General features: G+C 70.9%; 12 protein-coding genes and 1 pseudogene. 6 read left to right on the top strand and 7 right to left on the bottom strand.

Annotation, left to right across the window (positions count from 1 at the left end; genetic code table 11):
• Positions 1–65: 65 nt before the first annotated feature.
• On the bottom strand, positions 66–803 hold the full coding sequence (locus WMF17_RS21960) for a hypothetical protein (RefSeq protein WP_437651100.1): 738 nt from the start codon (positions 801–803) through the stop codon (positions 66–68).
• Positions 800–2,026, bottom strand: coding sequence for a FecR domain-containing protein (locus tag WMF17_RS21955; RefSeq protein WP_437651098.1), 1,227 nt, complete (start codon positions 2,024–2,026; stop codon positions 800–802). The genes WMF17_RS21960 and WMF17_RS21955 overlap by 4 nt, the downstream gene beginning before the upstream one ends.
• Positions 2,027–2,631: 605 nt before the next feature.
• On the opposite strand from WMF17_RS21955, the gene WMF17_RS21950 reads away from it, so the two are divergent.
• Both WMF17_RS21950 and WMF17_RS21945 read left to right on the top strand, forming a co-directional pair.
• Entirely contained in the window at positions 2,632–3,369 is a 738-nt protein-coding gene (locus tag WMF17_RS21950; protein ID WP_437651097.1) for a hypothetical protein, read from the top strand.
• Positions 3,370–3,556: 187 nt separating this feature from the next.
• A complete protein-coding gene (locus WMF17_RS21945) occupies positions 3,557–4,435 on the top strand; it encodes an alpha/beta fold hydrolase (protein ID WP_437651096.1) in 879 nt (292 codons plus the stop codon).
• Positions 4,436–4,490: 55 nt separating this feature from the next.
• Here WMF17_RS21945 and WMF17_RS21940 read toward each other — a convergent pair whose 3' ends face one another.
• Complete coding sequence (locus WMF17_RS21940; protein ID WP_437651095.1) at positions 4,491–4,625, bottom strand: hypothetical protein; 135 nt, start codon at positions 4,623–4,625, stop codon at positions 4,491–4,493.
• A gap of 360 nt (positions 4,626–4,985) precedes the next feature.
• Here WMF17_RS21940 and WMF17_RS21935 point away from each other — a divergent pair.
• The 4 genes and pseudogenes from WMF17_RS21935 to WMF17_RS21920 form a co-directional block, all read left to right on the top strand.
• Positions 4,986–6,590, top strand: a pseudogene (locus tag WMF17_RS21935) (SulP family inorganic anion transporter); the annotation flags it as partial.
• Between the two features lie 141 nt (positions 6,591–6,731).
• Positions 6,732–9,794: a YbcC family protein gene (locus WMF17_RS21930; RefSeq protein ID WP_437604284.1), complete on the top strand. Its 3,063-nt coding sequence runs from the start codon at positions 6,732–6,734 to the stop codon at positions 9,792–9,794.
• Positions 9,784–11,208 carry a proton-conducting transporter transmembrane domain-containing protein gene (locus WMF17_RS21925; protein WP_437604031.1) on the top strand — a complete coding sequence of 475 codons (1,425 nt, stop codon included), beginning with the start codon at positions 9,784–9,786 and terminating at the stop codon, positions 11,206–11,208. The genes WMF17_RS21930 and WMF17_RS21925 overlap by 11 nt, the downstream gene beginning before the upstream one ends.
• On the top strand, positions 11,205–12,722 hold the full coding sequence (locus tag WMF17_RS21920; protein WP_437651093.1) for a complex I subunit 4 family protein: 1,518 nt from the start codon (positions 11,205–11,207) through the stop codon (positions 12,720–12,722). Before WMF17_RS21925 ends, WMF17_RS21920 begins: the two co-directional genes overlap by 4 nt.
• Here WMF17_RS21920 and WMF17_RS21915 read toward each other — a convergent pair.
• From WMF17_RS21915 to WMF17_RS21900, 4 genes are all read right to left on the bottom strand, one after another.
• Entirely contained in the window at positions 12,665–14,644 is a 1,980-nt protein-coding gene (locus WMF17_RS21915) for a protein kinase domain-containing protein (RefSeq protein WP_437651091.1), read from the bottom strand. The genes WMF17_RS21920 and WMF17_RS21915 overlap by 58 nt on opposite strands.
• A gap of 146 nt (positions 14,645–14,790) precedes the next feature.
• Positions 14,791–20,151, bottom strand: a complete 5,361-nt coding sequence (locus WMF17_RS21910) for a trifunctional serine/threonine-protein kinase/ATP-binding protein/sensor histidine kinase (protein WP_437651089.1) — start codon at positions 20,149–20,151, stop codon at positions 14,791–14,793.
• Between the two features lie 39 nt (positions 20,152–20,190).
• Entirely contained in the window at positions 20,191–20,478 is a 288-nt protein-coding gene (locus tag WMF17_RS21905; protein ID WP_437604027.1) for a hypothetical protein, read from the bottom strand.
• 25 nt (positions 20,479–20,503) lie between these two features.
• Complete coding sequence (locus WMF17_RS21900; protein WP_437604026.1) at positions 20,504–21,604, bottom strand: tetratricopeptide repeat protein; 1,101 nt, start codon at positions 21,602–21,604, stop codon at positions 20,504–20,506.
• Positions 21,605–21,780 lie beyond the last annotated feature (176 nt).

The raw sequence follows: 21,780 nt of genomic DNA, 5'->3' as shown, positions 1-21,780 counted from the left end.
TGCCGCCGCCGGTGGATGCGCTGGTAGAGCCGCCTTGGCCGATGCCGCCGCCGGAGGTAGTCACATCATCGAGCCCATCGTCGATGGGCTCGACGTTGAACCCTCACGATCGGCTCGATTCGCAGCCTGGGGGTCAGCGAAAACCAGAAGGACCCGATTCCGTCGAGACCGCCGTTCCCGACGTCGATGGGGATGCCGAGACCCAGCGACAGCCCGAGCTGGGTGCCCGTGGCCGCCGTGACCGCGGTCCGTTTCCGGGGGACCGGAGTCCCCGCCTCGTGACGAAGCCGGCGAGGCGCTCTCTCGCTCGCCTGCGCGCCCGTGGTGCGCGTTGGTCGCGGCCCCGGGGCCGGAGACACCTCGATCGGCGATCCCCGGGGCGCTCCGCCCGGAGCTGCGCCCGGCTCGGCACGTCGCGCGGCGAGGGGCTGAAAGTGGGCCCTGACGCGCTCGGCGGCCTGCACGGATCCGACGTCCACGTCGCTCCCCGCGCCGTCGATCACGATCTCCGCGTCCTCCGCTTGCGAGCGGGGGTTTACCGTCTTGATCTCGATGCGGCTGGGCGGTCCATCGATGATCCGCGCGATGGCGATCGTGCCGTCGGGGACCTCGCGGCGCACGGCCCCGCGCACGACGACGCGAAAGCCGATCGACTCGAGCTCGGCGCGAACGCGCGCAGAGAACAGGCCGCCTGTCCGCGTGACGATCACGATGACCTGCCCGCCGCCGTCGTGGCCGCGCGCGTCGCCCGCGAGGCCGGCGAGCATGACGAGCGAGGCGAGCGCGGTGAGCGAGCGAGTCACGGCGCGAGGATGCTGCGCGCCAGCGCGGCGTGGGCACCTCGAGGATGGGCGTCGAGGTAGCGCGAGGCCGTCGCGCGGGCGGCATCAAGCCGCCCGGCGCGGTGCTGGATCTCCATCACCCGGCCGAGCGCCTCGGGGGCGAAGGCGCCCGACGGGCGCTCCGCGAGGTAGGTCGAAGACCACTGCTCCGCCTCGGCGGTGCTGGCGTCGAAGCTCATGCGACCGAGGTGGAAGGCCGCGGCCGCGGCCCTGTCGGTCCCGGCGAAGCGAGCTCGGAGGCTCGCGTAGATCCGCCGAGCGACCTCCGGATGCTTGGCGAACCGCGCGACGTCGGCGAGATCGAGGAGCTCGGAGGAGCCCGCCTGCGCCGCGATGGCGTCGATGCCTTGCTGCTCTGCGGCGTCGAACGCGCCCGCATAGTCGCCCTCCTGCGACAGGTCGCGCCACGACGCAGCGGGCCTGGGCCGGCTGACCTGCGCGTCGCTCGGCGCAGCGGGCGCCGCCGTCGTCGATGGCGCGGCGGCGGGCGCGGCGCGCGGGGTCGGAGCAGGCGCCGGCGCGTCGATGCGAGGGGCGTCGCTCGCGTCGGTGACGACGTCGCGGCAGGAGAGGCGCACCGCCTCGCCGGCTCCGACGGAGCGGGGCTCGCGCAGGCAAGCCCCGGTCACCTCGACGCGACCCTCGGACAGCGCGACGCTCAGCACCTCGTTCCACGGGTCCCAGGCCGCGTCGAAGCGTGTGCCGATGACGTGCACCGCGAACGGCCCCGCCACGACGGTCCACGCGCTCCGCTCGCGGTGCACGACGTGCGCCGACAGGCTGCCCCGCTCCAGCAAGATGCTGGCGCCGCGCTCGCTCACGTCGACGACGCGGGTGCGGCCCTCGGGCCGCACATCGACGAGCGTCCCGTCCGAGAACCGAAGGGCGACACCCTGGCCCACGGCGGCCACCCACGCGCCCTCCTCGCCGTGTGCGCTGTCGACCGAGAAGGTCATGTCGCTCGGGCGCGTCACGAGACAAAGGCCCGCGCTCGCGGCGGCGATGGCGGCCGCGCCGAGGAGCGCGCCGCGCGTCCGCTTCGTCGCCGCGCGGCGTCGCTCGGCGCGGAGCGCGCTCAGGTTCGAGGCGTGCTCATCGAGGCTCGGGCGCTCACGGCGCTGGAGGGCGCCGTCCAGCGTCGCCGCGACGCGACGCCCTGCCTGACTCAGACGCGCGCTGGCCATCGCGAGCCCTCCTTCGTCATTCGCGGCGCACCGCTTGCTTCGGAGCCGGGAGAGGCGATGGGGATGGGAGGTCGCGGGAGCGACGTCCTCGGGCTGGCGGTAGGCCGGAGCTCTCGGCGCTCCAAGGTGGCCGGCCCCCTCCAGCGCGGTCCAACAATCGTCGCGCAGTCCGCCCTCTGTGTCTTGTGTGTCCTGGCGCCGGCGAGCCGGTGCTCAGCGGCGAGCCTCCGTGGCGGCGACGCGAGGGCGCCCCGGCTGCCGCGCAAAGGACGAGGGCCGAGGCCTTGAGCGCCAGGAGACCAGCCGCAGGAAGGAGCTGCGCCGCCGACCGATTTTATCGGGAGTCCGCCGCTTCAACCCGGATTCAACGAGGGTCGCCCGCTGTTCCATCGTAACGGTAATATTCTCGAAACGGTCGTCAACGGTCGCCCTTTGAATGCTCCCTCGTTGAACGCGGCACGACGTTGCGGTGGATAGCGTGCCCCGCTGCGCCTTCCAGGGGGTCCTGGGGCGATGGGCGCAGGCTCGTGAGAAGCACAAAAGCGCGCATTGCCCTCGAAAGAAAAAGTTGAATATCCGTGCGGGACGGGTAATTGTTAAGTGATATGACAAAGTCGCCACGACTCGCGCTCATCATCGCCACCGCGGTATCCCTCGTGCCATTGGGTTGTGCTGTGCTCCCGGAGGATATGGCCGAGGAGACCCTCGGAGCGGACCAGCAGGCCGCGATCATGGGGAACGGGCTGACGTTCAACGGGCTGACGTTCAACGGGCTGACGTTCAACGGGCTTGCCATGGCGGAGCTCTCGGATCCGCTGGGCCGCCAGCTGCTGTCCGCCATCGTGAGCTGCGCGCTCCCCGAGGGGGAGGCCATCGATCTGAACATCGAGGGCGTCGACTACTCCTTCGAAGGCTCGGTTGGCCTGGCGCCCGAGTGGGGCAAGGACGGCGGCGAGTGCGGCGAGAACTGCAAGTCCTGGGTGTCCGCGTGCGTGATCTCCCGGGTCAATTACCTCGGCCAGAGCGTCAGGATCTCGGTCCGGGGGAAGGACAAGGCGCTCGCGAGCACGAGTGAGGAGCGCGAGGAGTACACCGAGCGCGAGGGCGCCTATTTCGGGGACATCTTCGCGACCCCGCAGGAGCTCTACGCGTGCGTCGCCCCCGGCGCGTCGCAGATCCCGCGGGTGTGCGGGCCCTCTATCCAGGGCTGCTCACCCATCGAGGTGCTCGGGGATTGCGATGACGTCTGCAGCAAGGAGCTCAACGACGGCGCTTCCGACAAGTGCAGGGATCCCTCCGGCAAGATGCAGAAGGGCGCTGTGACGGTGTTCCTGGCCTCTTAGCTCAAGTTTCGCACCTCCGGCGCACAAGCCGACCCGGCTCGGTTGAAGCGCACCGCGGGCCTGTTCTTTCGGATGTCGTGAAGTCGCTCGAACAGCTGTCCTTCTCCCCCAAAGCCACCGGCCCCTGCGCTCGCGCAGGCGCGTTTACTGCGTTTTATCAATTCTTGTTTCAGAAAGGCGAATGAAGATGAAAACCGTCCTCAAGGCTCAAGCTGTCGCTCTTGCACTGCTGGCTGCGCAGCCGGCCATGGCGAAATGTTGGGAAGATCCCGTGCCGGTTCGCGACGTCTACGTGGATTATGACGGTCTCACGTTCCATGCGACCTGCTGGAACTGCGATCGTCACCAGACCATCGTGTACATGCCGGGATTCGGGGATGCGGGGACGTCGGGCGATCCGATTCTCCACCGTGACGAGTTCAGGAAGTACGGCGTCCTTTCCATCGATCCGCTGAATCAAGGTCAGTCGGATCATGAGGTGGTCACCGACCTGGTGCCGTTCATGAACGAGGTGATCCGCCGGTTCATGGACCACGAGCGGATCCGCAGGGCGTACTTCGTCGGCCACTCCGTGGGCGCTTTTCAGGTCCTCGCGTTCCAGGACGCCTACCCGAATCGGGTGAAGAACCGCGTGGTCCTCTTGGATGACGGACAGATCTCGTTCCAGGACCTGCCCAATCTCGTCTTCCCGGGAGGAAACGATTTCGGGATCCCCGCGGGAGAGTACAGCATCGGCGACGTGAACAAGATGTTCTGTGGGGCGCCCGAGATGGGGATGACGTACGACGAGTGCGTGGCCGGCATCGATGCGTACTCGGCCTTTGGGGTCGAGCCCACCTGGGACCACCTCCGGAAGGTCTTGCTGATCACCCGTGATTTCTCCATCCCCACGATCCCGGGAGTGTCGGAGGCCCTCGACTCGGCTTTCGAGGACGCCTCTCTCGCCTTCTCCGAGAGCGTGCACCACGCCGAGTGGATCCAGATCCCCGGCGCACAACACAACTTGTCCAGCAATACCGAATGGGCGGACGCCACGGCAGAAGCCATCGCCCAGTTCCTGCCCTGACCTCCACGCCATGGGCTTGTGAGCCGATCCTGAAGCGGGCCCTCGGACCCCGCGCTCAGGAGGCCGACGTCGCTCGGCTGGAGCGAATCTCGAGCGTGGGGATGTCGCCCTGAGCGCCCGCGGCGGCCCCCTGCGCCGCGGTCGCCCGGCCGAGGAGCTCGAAGACCTCCACGGGCCCCGTGGCGTCCACGAAGGCGCGCTTGCCCGCACGGCGCGCACTGCCCGAGAGCGGGGCGCAGGCACGGCGCGCCGATGCGTTGACAGTGGAATAGTTGGATGTAGGTGCGTCAGGAAACATTTCTGAAAGATCGTCTGGCCGGGGACTGGAAACCGTCCACCTCGTTTCCTAGTACCGCGTCGCCCAAGTTCATCCGAGGTCCGCCGCGGAGGGACCGGCGTGGAGGCGAGCCATCTCTGAGGCTCGCTGGCGCGCTGGCCACGTGAGCGACGAACCTGGACGAGCCTGGACGACAACGTACCAGCGGTCGGCACAGCGGCTGCGGGACTCACGTCCTGCCCGCGCATCCGAAGGTCGAATACCACCAAGCCCATGCCGAAGATCCCGGATCCACCAGCTCCAAGCCCATTGACGTGGAAGAGCGATCTCGTCGCAGGATTCCTCGTCTTCTTGATCGCTCTACCGCTCTCCCTTGGCATCGCCATGGCGAGCGGATTTCCCCCCATCGCAGGCGTGCTCACCGCCGTCATCGGCGGCGTGGTCGCCACCTGGCTCGGCAGCGCGCCGCTCACCATCAAGGGCCCGGCCGCGGGGCTCATCGTCATCGCGCTCGGCGCGGTACAGGAGCTCGGCGGCGGGGACAACGCGACAGGCTACCGCCGCGCGCTCGCCTGCATCGCCGTCGCCGCCGTGGTGCAGATCGCCTTCGCGCTCGCGCGCGCCGGCACCCTCGGCGACCTCTTCCCGTCCTCGGTGGTGCACGGCATGCTCGCGGCCATCGGGATCATCATCTGCTCGAAGCAGGTTCACACGCTCCTCGGCGTCACCCCGACCGCCAAGGCGCCGCTCCAGCTGCTGCTGGAGATCCCGGCCAGCGTCCTCCGACTGAACCCCGAGATCGCCCTGATAGGCGTCCTGTCGCTCGTCCTCCTGTTCGGAGCTCCGGCGCTCGCCAGGAGAACGCGATGGTTGCAGAAGATCCCCGCGCCGCTCCTCGTGCTCGCGGCCTCGATGCCGCTCGCGCTCGCCTTCGACCTGGAGCACGAGCACACGTACACGCTCCCGCTGACGGGCTCGATCTACACGATCGGGCCGCAGTTCCTCGTCAACCTGCCGGGGAGCCTGGCGCAGGCGATCGTCTTCCCGGACTTCAGCCTCGTCACCTCGCCCGCGTCCATCAAGTACGTCCTGATGTTCGCCATGGTGGGAAGCATCGAGTCGCTGCTGTCCACCAAGGCGGTCAGCTCTCTCGATCCCGAGAGGCGCCGCCCTGACCTCGACAGGGACCTGCTCGCGACCGGCATCGGCAACCTCGTCGCGGGCCTGCTCGGCGGGCTGCCCATGATCTCGGAGATCGTCCGCAGCTCCGCCAACCTCGGCTACGGCGCGAGGAGCCGGCTCTCGAACTTCTTCCACGGCGCCTTCCTCCTGCTCTTCGTCGCCTTCGCGCCGGGGCTCATCCACCGGATCCCCCTCGCCGCGCTCGCCGCGATGCTGACGTTCACGGGCATCCGCCTCGCGTCTCCCGGGGAGCTCGTGAAGACGTTCCGCATCGGCAAGGAGCAGCTCGTGGTCTTCGTCGCCACCGCCGCGATCACCATCGCGACCGATCTGCTCGTGGGGGTCGCGGCCGGCATCGCCGTGGAGATGCTCATCCACGTGCTCAACGGCGCGCCGCTCCGCAACCTCTTCCGGCCCGGTCTCGAGGAGCACGTCGACGGCGGGCGGGTCGTGCTGCGCGTCAAGCAGGCCGCCGTCTTCAGCAATTACCTCTCGATCAAACGGAGGCTCGCGCGGCACCAGGGCGCCCCTGCCATCGAGATCGATCTCGCCGGCACCGGTCTTGTCGATCACACGGTCATGGCCAACCTGCACGATCTCAAGGCCAGCCTCGCGCGCGAGGGGCGGGCGCTGACGCTCTCAGGCCTCGACGACCACGGTCCGATGTCCTCGCACCCCCTTTCTGCGCGGAAGCGGAAGCGGAAGGAGAAGCCGCCTCCCCGGGCGCATGATGATGAGGAAGATGCGCCGTCGAGCCCGCACGCTGCGGGCGAGACGCGCGAAAGATCCGCGTGCGCGCAACGCATCTGGAGGGATAATCACCACCATACGATTGACATGAACGAGCCAAGTTCGAAGTCCGGCGCAGACGAAGCTCCAGCAGAGCGCCTGCGCACCCTCCTCCAGCACGCCGGTCACTTCCTGCCAGCGCAGGGGCCCATCGGCGTGTTCGTCCACCACAACACGCTGCACGCGTTCCAGCACCTGCCGTTCCACGACGCGCTCGCCACGGCGAGCGCGCTGTTCGAGGCAGAACCGTTCCTCTCCGAGGCGGAGTACCGCGCGCACATCGCGTCAGGTCGGATCGACGACCTGGACATCGAGGCGGCGCTCGCCGAGCGCTTCGCCGAGAGGCCCGACGAGCGCCGAGGCCCGCTGTCACGGAACGAGATCGAGCGCCTCGCGCTGCGCTTCGGGGTCGAGGCCGTCACCGAGGCAGGGCTCCGGTGGCGCATCGCCGAGGCGGGAGAGACGCGCAGGCTGCGGCCCGACCTCCCGACGGAGCCGTACCGCCGCCTCATCGTCAAGACCGAGCGCTGGCTCGCCGACCGCCCCGACGCCGCGGCGCGCCTCGTCGATCAGGGCGGCGGCGACCCGGAGTCCCGCGCCGCGCTCGCCCTCTGGGAGGCGTGCCGCAGGGTGCCGCTGCCGCCCGCGCCGCCGGCCGAGCCGCCGCTCGTCGGCCGCGTGGGCGTCGATCGATCGCACCGCGATCTGCTGCTCGCGCTCACGGGGGAAGATCCGGCCGAGCTCATCGACCCGCTCTTCATCCGGCTCCTCGGCGCCTACCTCGACGAGGGCGTCGCGCACTGGGCGATGCCGGACCGCGCGCAGGGGCTCTTTCGCGCGTTCCGCCGCCTCGTGCTGGAGGGATCGACGCCGGCCGGCGCGCACTTCGCCGGGCTCGGCGCGGAGCTCCGCCGGCTCGGGGCGAGCGCGCCGCCCGCCGCCATCGTCGTCGCCGCCCTGCGCGACCTCGGCGTCGCGGAGGATCGATGGGAAGGCTACGTGACGCGCGTCCTGCTCGAGCTGCCGGGCTGGGCGGGCTTGATCCACCGCCTCGAGCATACGCCGGGCGACCGGCCGCAGGGCTCGCCGCCCGCGTCGCTGCTCGAGTACCTCGCAGTGCGCCTGACCCTCGCCCGGTACGCCCTGCGCGACGTGGCGCGCCGGAGGCTCGGGTTCGAGGGGCCCCTCGCGGGGCTCGTCGAGCACGCCCGGCGCGCCGCGAGGCACGCCGAGCCGCCGCGACGCTCGCCCGATTGCGATCGGCCGTTCCGCCTGTTCCAGCTCGCGCAGCTCGCGGGGCTCTCGGTCGCAGAGCTCCAGCCGCTCGCGGCGGCGGACCGCATCTGGGCGCTCGAGGCGCTCGAGGCGCTCGACGAGGTGGCGCGGCGGCGCCTCCTGCACGAGGCCTACGAGCATCACCACCGGGTCGAGGTGCTGCACGGCATCGCGGCGAACCTGCGGCGCCCGGCGGCCGAGCGCGCGGTCGTGGATCCTCGGTTCCAGGTCGTGCTCTGCATCGACGATCGCTGCGAGGGCCTCCGGCGGCATTTCGAGGAGCTCTCCCCGCGGCACGAGACGCTCGGCTTCGCCGGGTTCTTCGGCGTGCCGATCCGGTACCGCGGGCTCGACGACGCCGGCGACGTGAGCCTGTGCCCCGTCGGCGTCGAGCCGGCGCACGAGATCGTCGAGCGGCCCCGCGGGGAGGACGCCTGGCTCCTCCGGAAGGGGCGCCGCAGGCGCTGGGCGCGCCTCGTCCACGCGCTCGGGCACGGGACGCGGACCCTCTCGCGCGGCCTCTTGCTCACGCCGACCCTCGGGTTGCTCTCCACGATCCCGCTCGTCGGGCGCACCCTCTTCCCGAGGAGCGCCGCGCGGCTGCGCCGCGCGCTCGAGCGCCGCCTCCTGCCGGCGGTGCCGACCCACCTCCGCAGCCCGCACGAGGACGGGGAGCCGGCCGGCAGCGGAGGGGCGCCGTTCACGGCCTCCGAGAAGGCCGCCAGGGTGGCGGCGACGCTCGAGAGCATGGGGCTCACCCGGGGCTTCGCGCCGATCGTGGCGGTGCTCGGGCACGGCGCGGCCAGCGTGAACAACCCGCACCAGTCCGCGTACGACTGCGGCGCGTGCGGCGGCCGGCACGGCGGCCCGAACGCGCGGCTGTTCGCCGCCATGGCCAACGACCGGGAGGTGCGCGCGCTCCTGGCCGAGCGCGGCATCGCCATCCCGGACGGGACCTTCTTCCTCGGCGGGATGAACAACACGACGACGGAGGAGATCGTCTTCTACGACGAGCACCTCGCGCCGGCGTCGCACCGCGGCGAGATCGCGGCGCTCATCGACGCCCTCGGCGAGGCGCGCAAGCGGCACGCGCACGAGCGCTGCCGTCGCTTCGCGTCGGCCTCGGAGCGCTTGAGCCCCGAGCGGGCGCTCGCGCACGTCGAGGCGCGCGCCGTGGACCTCAGCGAGGCCCGGCCCGAGCTCGGCCACGCCACAAACGCTGTCTGCGTGGTCGGCCACCGCGAGCTCACCCGCGGGCTGTTCCTCGACCGCCGGGCGTTCCTCGTCTCGTACGACCCGGCCCAGGACCCCACCGGCGCGATCCTCGAGCGCGTCCTGCTCTCCGCCGGTCCTGTCGGGGCGGGGATCAACCTCGAGTACTACTTCTCCCGCGTCGACAACCTCCGCTACGGCGCCGGGACCAAGCTCCCGCACAACCTCGCCTCGCTGCTCGGCGTCATGGACGGCTCGCTGAGCGATCTGCGCACCGGCCTGCCGAAGCAGATGATCGAGATCCACGAGCCGGTGCGCCTGCTCGTCATCGTGGAGGCGAGCACGGAGACGGCCGCGGCGATCTGCGCGCGGCAGCCCTCGCTCCGCGAGCTCATCTTCAACGGCTGGATCCAGCTCGTCTGCGTCGATCCGGCGACGGGCCAGATCGCGCACCTCGCCCGCGGCGCCTTCGCGCCGTTCACGCCCCCGGAGCACCCTCTGCCCACGGTCCAGCGGTCCGCCGACTGGTACGCGGGCAAGCGCGGCTTCCTCCCGCCCGCCATCGTCCACGCCGCCGCCGCGCCTCCGCGGCCCTCGCCGGAGATCGCCTCCCATGCTGCCTGACGTCCTCCTCGGCAAGCTCGCCGCGCTCGCCGTGCTCTCGCCGGCGCTCGCGTTCGCCGCGCTCGGCGCCTACCTGCTCCTGCTGCGCACGCCGGGCGAGCGCGTCGTGTCGGGCGTCGTGCTGTCGGCCCTCTCGCTCTCGCTCGCCGCCTCGCTCGTCGTCTGGGGCTCGTCCGTCATGGCGCCCTACGCCTTCCTCTCGGTGGAGCTCGGGCGCTGGTTCGAGGCCTCGGGCTACTCGTTCGACGTCGTCCTGCTCGTCGACCGGCTGTCGACGACGATGATGGTGCTCGTCTCGCTCATCGCGCTCATCGCCGGCAGGTTCTCGGTCGCGTACCTGCATCGCGAGGCGGGGTTCGCGCGGTTCTTCCTGCTCCTCGCCCTGTTCTCGACGGGCATGCTGGCGCTCGTGTCCGCGGGGAGCATCGACCTGCTCTTCGCCGGCTGGGAGCTCGTCGGCGCGACGAGCGTGCTCCTCGTGGCCTTCTTCCACGAGCGCGCGGCGCCGGCGCGGGCGGCGCTGCGCGTCTACATCACCTACCGGCTCTGCGACGTGGGGCTGCTCGTGGCCCTGGTGCTGATGCACGGGATCTCGGGCTCCTCCCATTTCGCCGAGGTGTTCGGCGGCGCCGCGTGGCCCGGGCCCGCCGCCGCGATCGGCGCCTCCGGGGCCACGGCGCTCGCGCTGTGCCTGTTCCTCGCCGCGATGGGCAAGAGCGCGCTGTTCCCCGTCGGGAGCTGGCTCCCGCGCGCGATGGAGGGGCCGACGCCGTCGAGCGCGCTCTTCTACGGGGCGATCTCGATCCACGCGGGCGTGTACTTGATGCTGCGCGCGGCCCCGCTGCTCGAGCGCTCGCCCGTGGCGAGCGTGGTGGTGGCCGGCGTCGGGGCGCTCACCGCCGCCTACGGGACGCTCGTGGGCCGGGCGCAGGCGGACGTGAAGAGCGCGCTCGCGTACGCGACGATGTCGCAGGTCGGGATCATGTTCGTGGAGATCGGGCTCGGGTACTACCGGCTCGCGCTCGTGCACCTCTTCGCGCACGCGTGCCTGCGGTGCCTGCAGATGCTGCGCGCGCCCTCGGCGCTCCGCGACGCGCAGGAGATCCGGGCCGCGCACGCCGGCGAGCCGCTGCCGCACCTCGGGATCGCCGCCCGCGTGCTGCCGGCGTCGCTCGTGCGGCGCGCGTACTGGCTCTCCCTCGATCGCTTCCACCTGGAGGCGCTGCAGCAGCGGCTCGTCGCTGCGCCGCTCATGCGCCTCGGGCAGGCGATCGACGGCTTCGAGCGCCGCTGGGTCGCGGCGCTGAGCGGCCTCGCCGAGCGCGAGGCCGGCGACGCGGACGAGGCGGGCGCTCGCGGCGAGCGCGCGGGCGCGGGGGCCCCGGTGCCCAGCACGAAGGGGGCGCGCTCATGAGCATGTTCCTGCTCCTCTCGGCGACCGTGCTCGCGCCCGCGCTCGCCGCGCTGGCCGTCTCCCGCGCGCGCAGCGACGAGGCCGCGCGCCGCGTGGCCCTCGCCGGCGCGGCGCTCACCCTGGCGCTCTCGCTCGTGTCGCTCGCGCTGTTCCACGCCGCCGGCGGCGTCGCGGTCGACGCGATCGGCCCCGCCGTGCCGCTCCTCGGCGTGCGCCTCCGCCTCGGCCTCGACGGCTTCACCGCCACGCTGTTCCCGCTGCTCGGCTTCATGCTGATCGCCCTGATCGCCGCGGGCCCGCGCGCCGCGCTCGATCGGCAGAACCTCACGGCGCTGCTCACCACGGGCAGCGCCATCCTCGGCGTCTACTGCGCCTCCGACCTCGCGTTGCTCGCGGTGGCGTGGGTCGCCGCGTTCCTGCCGGGCGCGCGCCTGATCGCCGGGAGGGGCGCGGCCGACAAGCTCCTCCGGCGCACCTACCGCATCTTCCTGATCGGCGGCACGGCGCCGCTCGTCCTCGCGCTCGGCATCATGGCCGCGCTCGCCGCGCGCCGCGGCGTGGCGCCGCCGTTCGACCTCCAGGAGGTCGCCCGCGCCGGGATCCCCGAGGCGTGGCAGTCGCCGCTGTTCGCGCTCATCGGCATCTCGGTGCTGATGCGCATGGCCGCCGTGCCGTTCCACGGCTGGCTGCCCGTGCTGCTCGAGCGGGGGCCGCTCGGCGTGACCGTCCTGCTCGCCGAGATGCAGGTCGGCCTGTGCGTCCTCGTGCGCGTCGTGGCGCCGCTCCTGCCCGAGAGCTGCGCCGAGGACATGCCGATCCTCGCCGCGCTGGGGCTCTTCAGCGCCCTGCACGGCTCGATCCTCGCGCTCACGCAGACGGATCTCCGCCGGATGATCGGCTACCTCGTGGCGAGCCAGAAGGGGCTCGTGCTCCTCGGGCTCGCGTCGATGAACCCGCAGAGCCTGAGCGGCGCGTTGCTCCAGAGCTTCGCGCTGTCGATCGCCGTCACCGGGGTGACGATGGTCGTCTGGGCGATCGAGGCGCGCACGGGCACGGCGGACATGGCGGAGCTCGGCGGCCTCGTGGCGAAGACGCCGCGCATGGCCGCCTTCTTCTTGCTGCTCGCGTGCGCGACGATCGGGTTCCCGGGGGCGCTGACGTTCATCGGCGAGGATCTCCTCCTGCACGGGATCCTGCACGTGCACCCCGTGCTCTCGGTGCTGATGCTCGGGGCGACGGCGCTCAACGGGATCACGATGTTCCGCGCGTTCCAGCGCACCTTCCTGGGCCCGATCCCGCGCGGCCGGGCGAGCGGCGCGGCGATCTCCGCGCTCCTGTTCCGCGAGCGGGCCGTCTTGCTGTCGATCCTGGCGCTGACCGTGGCCCTGGGCGTCGCGCCGTCGCGGCTGCTCGCGCTGCACGAGCCGGTGGTGAAGCGGGTCCTCGGACCCAGCGCTCAGGAGGCCGACGTGGCTCGGCTGGAGCGAATCTCGAGCGTGGGGATGTCGCCCTGAGCGCCCGCGGCGGCCCCCTGCGCCGCGGTCGCCCGGCCGAGGAGCTCGAAGACCTCCACGGGCCCCGCGGCGCCCACGAAGGCGCGCTGCCCGCGCGGCGCGCACTGAAAGCCGGCGGCCTTCGTGTGGACGTCTCCGCTCACGAGGATCTGATTCCGCTCGGCCGCGGCCTCTAGCTGGGCGGCGACGCTCACGATCTCGCCGAGCACCGTGCAGTCGAGCCGGCGGCAGGACCTCGAGCCGACCTCGGCGATGGTGAGCTCGCCTGTCGCCACGCCGATGGAGATGCCGGGGACGAAGGCCGACGTCTCCCCGGCGCGGCGCGCCAGCGTCTCGAGCTGCGCGCGCACGACCAGGCAGGCGTCGAGCGCGCGCGCGACGTGATCGGGGCCGCGGAAGAGGGCCATGACGCAGTCGCCCAGGAACCTGTCGACCATCCCACCCCGCATCGAGAGCTCGAGCGCGATGACATCGAGGTTCGCGTTCAGCACCCGCACCGTCTCCTCCGCGCGCTTGCCCCGGACCGCGTCGTGGAAGCCGGCCAGATCGAGGAAGGCGACGGTGCCCTCCGCGACCTCGCACGCCCCGAAGCCGTCGGGGCTGCGGAGCCGCTCGACGGCGAGCGGGCTCGCGAACGTGCGCAGGAGGTCGTTCTCCCGGTTCGACCGGCTGTTGTCGCGCAGCTCGCGCACCTGCTTCAGCGTCTTCTCGATCGTGAGCTCGAGATCGTTGAGCGCGATGGGCTTCACAAGGAAATCGAACGCGCCCCGGTTCATGGCGGTGCGGATGTTCTGCATGTCGCCATACGCGGACACGACCACCGCCCGCGCGTGCGGGGTCACATCGCCGAGGTGGGCGAGCAGCGTGAGACCATTCATGCGGGGCATGTTGATGTCGGTGAGGATGACGTCGATGTCGGGGTGGTTGCGGAGCGCGGCGAGGGCGCCCTCGCCGTCCTCGGCGAAGACGAAGTTGTAGATGCCCTCGCGGATCTGGCGACGAAAGCACTGCTTGATGAGGGTGGAGACGTCAGGCTCGTCGTCGGCGATCAGGATCTTGGCCGGGCGCCGCTCGTTGCCGGCGGCCAGCGCGGTGAACGCGGCAGCCATCTCGCGCGCCGACCGGAAGCGCTGGGTCGGGTCCTTGGCCAGCGCGCGCTCGAAGAACCGGTCGAGCTCTGGCGACAGCTCGGGGACGAGGCTCGACGGGGGAGGGAAGGTCTCCGTGCAGATGCCCATGACGAGCGTGGCGAGCGTCTGCGCCGAGAACGGCAGCTCGCCGGTGAGCGCGCAGTAGGCGAGGACGCCCAGCGACCAGAGATCGCTCCGGTGGTCCACGACGGAGCCGCGCATCTGCTCCGGGCTCATGTACGTCGGCGTGCCGATGAGGCCGCCGCCGCCGGTGAGGCGCAGATCGTCGGTCCTCGACAGCATGGTGACCACGCCGAAGTCGAGGAGCTTCACGACCTCATCGGCCTCGGTCCGGGCGAGGAAGACGTTCCCGGGCTTCAGATCGCGGTGCACGATGCCCGCCGCGTGCGCGGCCGCGAGGCCCCGCGCCGCCTGCGTCACGATCGACGCGACCGCCGGGAGCGGGAGCCGCCTCACGCGATCGAGGCGGCGCTGGAGATCCTCGCCCTCGAGCAGCTCCATCGCGATGTACGGCCGCTCCTCGTCGATCCCGCGGTCGATCCCGTAATCGTAGATGTGCACGACGTGCTGATTGCGGAGCTGCGCAATCGCCTTGGCCTCGCGATCGAAGCGGGCGCACGACTCCGGCGACTCCACGTGTTCGGCGCTCATCAGCTTGAGCGCGACGCGCCGCTGAAGGCGCAAGTCCTCCGTCTCCCAGATCTGCCCCATGCCGCCACCGCCGATATGCCGTATCAGCATGTACTTCTCGGCGATGATGGGTTCTGCCATGGCGGGGCGCATGTTACAGCCGTGGCATACGGGAGTCAATGGAGCAGCGCGCGCTCTGCCCTACAGCCATCCGCCTCCATGGCGCTCCATTGCGCGCGGCGCGGGAGGATCGTTGTAGGGGCCGCGCGGTGGTCTGGTCAGGGCGCCTACACAGCACCGAGCTCCGGGCCGGACACGCGCTTCGGGAGCGTCACGATGAACTCGGTGAACTCCCCTTCTTCCGTCTCGAAGGTGAGGGTGCCCCCGGTGCCCTCGACGACGATGTTATGACAGATCGAGAGCCCGAGCCCCGTGCCCTCGCCCGGCGGCTTCGTCGTGAAGAAGGGGTTCATGATCCTGTCCCGGATCCCCGCGGGGATGCCGACGCCGTTGTCATGGACACGGAGCTCGACACGATCGCCGAGATCGTGTGTCGTGACCCGGATACGGGGGGAGGGCCCCTGTCCGCGCGCCGGGTCTCTCCGCCGCACGGCGTAGCAGGCGTTGTCGACGAGGTTGATGACCACGCGGCTGATCTCCTGGGGGACGAGGCTCACCTGGCCGATGGAAGGGGAGAGGTCGAGCTCGATCGCGATCTCGGCCGATGAGGCGCGCGCGCGGGCGCCGTGATAACCGATGTTGACGTAGGTCGTCACGAGCGTGTTGAAGTCGACCTCCTGGCGCTCTCCGCGCTCACCCCGCGAGTGATCGAGCATCGAGCGGATGATGCCCTCCATGCGCTGGCCATGCTCGCCGATCTTCTTCACGCTGCTCGTCAGGTCGCCGAGCGCCTCGGTGAGGTACTCTTCGCGGCCGTCGTCGAGCCCCCGGGCGAGGGTCGATATGTCACCGCCGATGTCGTCGATGAGGCGGGCCGAGAGCTCGGCGAAGTTGTTGACGAAGTTGAGCGGATTCCGGAGCTCGTGGGCGATGCCGGCCGTGAGCGAGCCGAGCGAGGCGAGCCGGTCTTGCACGATCATGCGGTCCTGGGCCTCGCGCAGGCGCTTCAGGGTGGCCGCGAGCTCCTCGTTCTTCACCTGCAGCTCCCGGGTGCGCGCCTGGACCCGCTGCTCCAGGGTGTTGTAGAGCGCGGCGTTCTCGAGCGAGATGACCGCCTGCGTCGAGAGCATCTGCAGGATGCGCATGCGGGCCGGGGTGAAGGCGCCTTTGACCAGGCTGTTCTCGAGGTAGACGATGCCGCGCCGGCCTCCCGGGCGGCCGAGCGGGAAGCAGAGCACCGAGCCGATCGCGTGCTCGGCGATGTGGGGGTCGCGTCCGAAGCGGGGGTTCGCGGCGGCGTCGTCGAGCACGACGCTCTCCTGCGCGCGCGCGACGTAATAGACGATCGAGGTGGGCAGACCCCGGCGCCCCCGGGGCGCGAGATCGGCTATCGGGATCGACTGGAGGACCTTGGCGTCCTCATCGACGGACTTCTCGCCCTCCACCACCCACTGGCCGCCTTGCTCGAGGAGCAGGTACCCGATCTCGGCGCCGCTCGTCTCCAGGAGGATCTGCATCAGCCGGGCGAGGAGGCGGTCGAGCTCGATCTCGCGCGAGAGGTCCTGCGAGGCGTTGAGGACGCTGATCAGGTCGAGGACGCTGAAATCGAGCTCCCGGCCGGCCGTCTCCGAGAACTTCGACGCCGCCAGGATGCCGGAGGCGACGTGCGGCACGAGCCCCGGGTGCTGCTTCTCCAGCGCCTTGGCCTTGGCGACCGCGCCCCAGCGCAGGTAGCCCTCGTGCGCGTCGCGCAGGTGCTGCCGCGCGAGCTTCTGGTCGCCCCGCGCGAGGTAGAAGCGCCCGGCGAGCTCGTGGGCGATGGCGGCCTCGTGCTGATAGCCGCTCTTCTCCGCGAGCTCCGCGCCGCGCTCGAAGGCGTCGCGGGCCGCGTCGTCCTGGCCGAGCACGCGCGCGCGCTCGGCGCGGATGAGGAGCAGCTTATGCTCGTAGGTGGCCGGGCAGTGCTCGCGCCACGTCTCGAGCTTGGCGATGTTCCGCTCCACGAGCGCGCCGATGCGCTCGCGCGCGGGCTCGTCGGCGTGGTCGTGGACCGCGAGGTGGGCGAGCGACTCGAGCAGCATCCACGGCGCCGCCGACGTCGATCGCTCGACGATGGCGGCGTAGGGCGCGGCGGCCTCCGCGGTTGCCGCGGCCTGCTCGTGCTCGCCGAACACGTAGCAGAGCAGCGTCTTGCAGAAATGGTAGTTGAACATCGCCCCCATGTCGCCGGCCGCGCGCTGCTGCGGGACCCGCTCGGCCTCGACGTACGCGGGGCCGGCGAGCACGACCTGATCGGAGGACTTGCCGCGCAGGTCGTGCACGGTCTGCTGGTAGATCTGCATCCAGCCGAGGACCATGGTTTGGTGGAGCTTCGCGATCCCGTGCGCGTACTGCTCCATGTCGGCGGCGAGCGTCCCGAGGTCGACGCCGGCGAGCAGCCGCGTCATGCAGACCGTCACCCCCGCGTTGGCGGCCTGGTACGGCGTGCCGGCCTCCAGCGCGAAGCGATAGGCGTCCGAGAACAGCGGCGAGAGCTCGTGGAGCGGCGTCTTCACGTGAATGACCATGAAGCCGCCATAGAGATAGGTGTGCGCGCGAGACCCCTTGTCGCTCAACCGATCTGCGAGCCGCAGCGCCAGCCGGCCGAAGCGGTAGGCCCGATCGAGCTCGTCCCGGGAGAGGAGGAGGAAGCCGTAGTAGGCGTACCCGAAGGGGGATTGCGGCGCGCCCCCGCAGCGCAGCGACATCCGGACGAGCCGGCAGACCGCGATCGAGAGCAGCCTCGCCCCCGTGATCACGGCGATGTTGATCACGTGGTTGAGGAGGGCCATCCTCGCCCGGTCCGCCGGATCGCTGCACTCCGGCAGGTCGGCGAGCTCCTCGATCGGCCGGTCGCCGAGCGTCTCCGCCGTGAGGGCGAGCTCCCGCTCGACGTCCTCGGCAGCCGCGTTCTTCGGCATCTCGACGCCGAGCCGCCCGAGCGCCTCAAGGTATACCCGCATCGCGTCGGCGAGCCGCTGCTGCGAATAGAGGGCGTGCCCCTCCAAGTCGAGGAGCTTGACCTCGTCGAGCGCGCTCGCGGCCCTCGGCCGGACGACCTCGCACAGGGTCTGCGTCGCCTCGAAGTCGCCCTGGGAGAACGCGGCCTCGGCCGCGGCGAGGTGGATGTCGCGGGCGAGCTCGTAGCGCGTGCTCCAGTCCTCGGCGCCGAGGAGCGCAATGCCCGCCTGACCGTAGACCCGCGCCTGCTGCCCCGCGCCGGCCTGGAGCGCCCTCCGCGCCGCCTGCAGATTGAGACGCGCGAGATCGATGAGCTCCTCGCGCTGCTCGATCGCCGCTCGCCCCTGGTTGAGCAGCCCCACGATGTCGAACAGCCGGCCGGCCGACTCCTCCGCGCTCGAGCGCCCGAGGAGCCTCCTGCCGACGTCCCGGCGCAGGCGCGGCCCCGCCTCCTCGTCCAGCAGCGAGACGACGGCCTGCTGGATGCGGTCGTGCGCGAACCGACAGCGGAGGCCTGGCCCCGCCGCCCCCATCTGCACGGCGGAGCTGACCTGATCCATCGGGATCAAGAGCCCCTCTGCGGCCGCGCTCCACAGGTCGCGTCCGACCTCCTCCACCGGCCGCTCCGCCGCGATCGCGAGCGTGCCGAGGTCGAACATGCCGCCGAGGCAGCCCGCCACCTTGAGCAGGTCCTGCGCCGCGGGCGAGAGCTTCCGCACCCGGGCCACCATGAGCTCGACGACGTTGTCGGTGATCCCGCGCTGCCGGATGCGGTCCAGGTCCCAGCGGAAGCCGTCGGCGCTGCGCTCGATCAGCCCATCGGCGTACAGCGAGCTCAGGAACGCGCGCACGAAGAACGGATTGCCCGCGGTGCGCGAGAGCAGGAGATCGGCGAGCGGGGCGGCCTCCTCGGGCGAGGCGCCGAGCGCGTCGCCGACCATCTCTTTCATGGGGTCGAGCCCCAGCGGCGCGAGCGAGAGCCGCTCGACGCGCGCGCCGCGCGCTGCGATCTCCCGGACCGCCAGGGAGAGGGGATGGACGTCGGTGACCTCGTTGTCCCGGTAGGAGCCGATCAAGAAGAGCGGCAGATCCTGCGCGGCGTTGAGCAGCTCCTCCAGCAGCTTCAAGGCGTCGAGGTTGGCCCACTGGAGGTCGTCGAAGAAGATGCAGAGAGGGTGCTCCGGCGTGGCGATGGCGGCGACCAGATCGCGCACCGTCTGGTTGAAGCGCTGGCGCGCCTCGGTGGGCGGCAGCACCGGCACCTCGGGCTGTGGCCCGAGCACGAGCTCGAGGCTCGGGCACGCGTCGATGAGGACCCGTGCTCCCGCTCCCAGCGCCTCGCGCACCCGCGAGCGGAACGCCGCGAGGCGGTCCTCGCTCTCGGTGAGGAGCTGCTCGACCAGCGCGTGGAGCGCCTGCGCCAGCGCGGCGTGCGGGGCGTCGTCGCGGTACTGGTCGAACTTGCCGGCGATGAAGACGCCGCGCCGCGCGGTGAGCGGGCGGTACACCTCGTGGATGAGCGCTGATTTCCCGACGCCGGAGTAGCCGGACACGAGCATGAGCACCGCGCCCTGGTCGACCCGCTCGAACGCCGCCATGAGCGCCTGGACCTCAACGTCGCGGCCGTACAGCTTCTGCGGCAGGTGGAACCGCTCGGAGCGGTCGTGTCGCCCGATCGGGAACGGATCGACGGCGCCGTGCTGGCGGAGCCTCTCGAGGCAGCCCGCGAGGTCGGCGCGGATGCCGCGCGCGGACTGGTAGCGATCGTCGGCGCTCTTCGCCATCAGCTTGAGCACGATCTGCGCGAGGACCTCGGGGATCGCCGGGTTAGACGCCCGCGGCGAGGGAGGCTGCCGCGCGATGTGCGCGTGCACCAGCTCGAGCACGTCATCCGCCGTGAAGGGGAGACGGCCGGTGAGCAGCTCGTAGAGGCTCACCCCGAGCGAGTAGTAGTCTGTCCGGTAGTCGACAGACCGGTTCATCCGGCCCGTCTGCTCCGGAGACATGTACGCCAGCGTGCCTTTGAGGCCTCCGGGGCTCGTGAACGACGTCGACTCTTGCGGGAGCACCGAGGCGAGGCCGAAATCGATCACCTTCACCCGCCCGTCGGCCGGGTTCATCACGATGTTGGAGAGGTTGAGATCGCGGTGGACGACGCGGCGCTGGTGGATCGCCTCGAGGACACACACCACGTCGATGGCCAGCGCGAGCGTCCGCTCGAGCGAGAGCGTCCCGGCGGCGTTCATCGCCTTGAGCGAGGTGCCGCCGAAGTCCTCGATCAAGAGGGCATATCGCCCGCCGTCCTCCTCGACGCCGTGGCTGCGCACGACGCCGTCGACGTCCTTGAGATCGCTCAGGATCGCGTGCTCGTGGCGGAGCGACGCGATCTGCGCCTGCGACGGATTCTGCTCCTTCAGGACCTTGAGCACCAGAGGGAGCCCGTCCGAACGCCGCCTCGCACGGTAGGCGGTCGAGCGGGCGCCCTCCCGGAGCCGCTCGATGATCTCACAGCCGCAGATGTCCATCATCCTTCTCCACCACGACGGGTTAGGCGACCCTCTCCCTGCTCAGAGCCCGCGACCGCCGCCGGGGAGGCGATGGCCGGCCCGCGACCCCTGCGCCTCTCGGCCCGGGGGGTCGGGATCCTCGTCGGGGTCGGGACCCGGGTCACCGATCCAGGCGCATCGGCTCCACGCCCCGCCCGCGATCTCGGCCTGCGCATCGGGCGAGCGCGATCGCGCGAGCGCGGCGCGCTCCTCGTCCGTGAGCGCCGCGTCCTGCCCGCCGGCCGTGAACGCGGCGTGCTCGAAGGGGTCGACGCTCAGCTCGGTGAGCCGCTTGAAAAGATGATCCATGAATCCTCCTCTGTCTCTCTCTCTCTCACTCTTTTGTGGGCTTGGCGGGGCCTGTCGTGCTGCCGTCGGCCTCCGCGGACGCCGCGCGGACAGCGCTCCACGTGGGGTCGAAGGCGACGAGCCCGATGGCCTCGACGGACAGGCGCTCGCGCGACAGCGTCTCGAGCACCGTGCCTTCGCTGCCGGGCTTGTCGAGCAGATCGAGCCCGAGGAGCATCACCTGGATCTCGGACCGGGCAAACTCGAGCTGCCTTCGCGTCTGCTGGATGACCGCCGGCGCGAGCGGGTCGCCAAGCCGCTTGAGCCCGACGGTGACGAGATAGCGCGAGACGACATCCTCCGGATCCTTCTGAAGGCCGGACGTCCCGACAGCGACCGACTGCTCGAAGCGTCCGGCGCTGTGCAGGAGCGTCGCGAGCGGGCGATCGAGCACGAGCCGCTGGTTGACGTCGAGCAGGAGCGCCTCGAGCAAGGCTTGGCGCGCCTCGTCGAAATCCTTCGGCGCCCCCTGCTTCTCGCCCGCGACGAGGCCGAGGAGGATCGCCTTGAAGGCGTGCGCCCAGGCGTAGCGCCGGTTGAGCTGGCACGCCCTATCGAAGCTCTCCCTCGCCAGCTCCGCGGCGCTCTTGCCGCAGCTCGCCCTGCGCGGCGCCACGTGCGCGGCGTCCAGGCCGAGCTTCGGCGCGAGCTTCGGCATCATGTCGAGCCAGTATTTGAATGTGTACGCTGCGCCGCGGTGGGCGAAGGTCCAGGCGCTCCCCGGCGAGAGCGTGATCGCCGTATCGAAGAGCTCGACCGACCTGTCCACGAGGCTGTGCAGCTCTTCCCAGCTCTGCCCGGACATGTTGTAGATCGCGTGGGTCCTGAAGGCCTCCGCCCAGTGCCCGACGGCCCAGCCGTATTCCGGTTGCAAATTCAGCGCGGTCTCGAAATCTTCGCAGCAGCACTTCCAGTCGTCGATGGCTGCGTGGGCGGCGCCCCGGTGAGCGTAGGCCCACGCGTACTTGTCGTCGATCGCGAGCGCGTCGGTAAAGCACTGGATCGCCGTGGTGTATTCGCCGTTCGTGCGGTGCACCTCGCCTTGCTGGGCGAGGCTCTTGAGCTTCGTGCGTTCTTTGTCTGTCATGCGCTCCCTCATCAGTGCACAAGCGTTGGATCCGCCCCGGGCGCGGTGTCGCCGTCCCAGCCGATGTGCTCCAGCACGTCCAGGTCGACGGCCGCTCGCGCGATACAGAGCCATCCCCCCCGGAACTCATGGATTCGTTCTCCATTCACTTGACTGGCTCACATCCGCGCGCATGG

Source organism: Sorangium sp. So ce362, assembly GCF_051519845.1.
Classification (GTDB): Bacteria; Myxococcota_A; Polyangia; order Polyangiales; family Polyangiaceae; genus Sorangium.
This window is presented reverse-complemented; position numbering and strand designations above follow the sequence as displayed.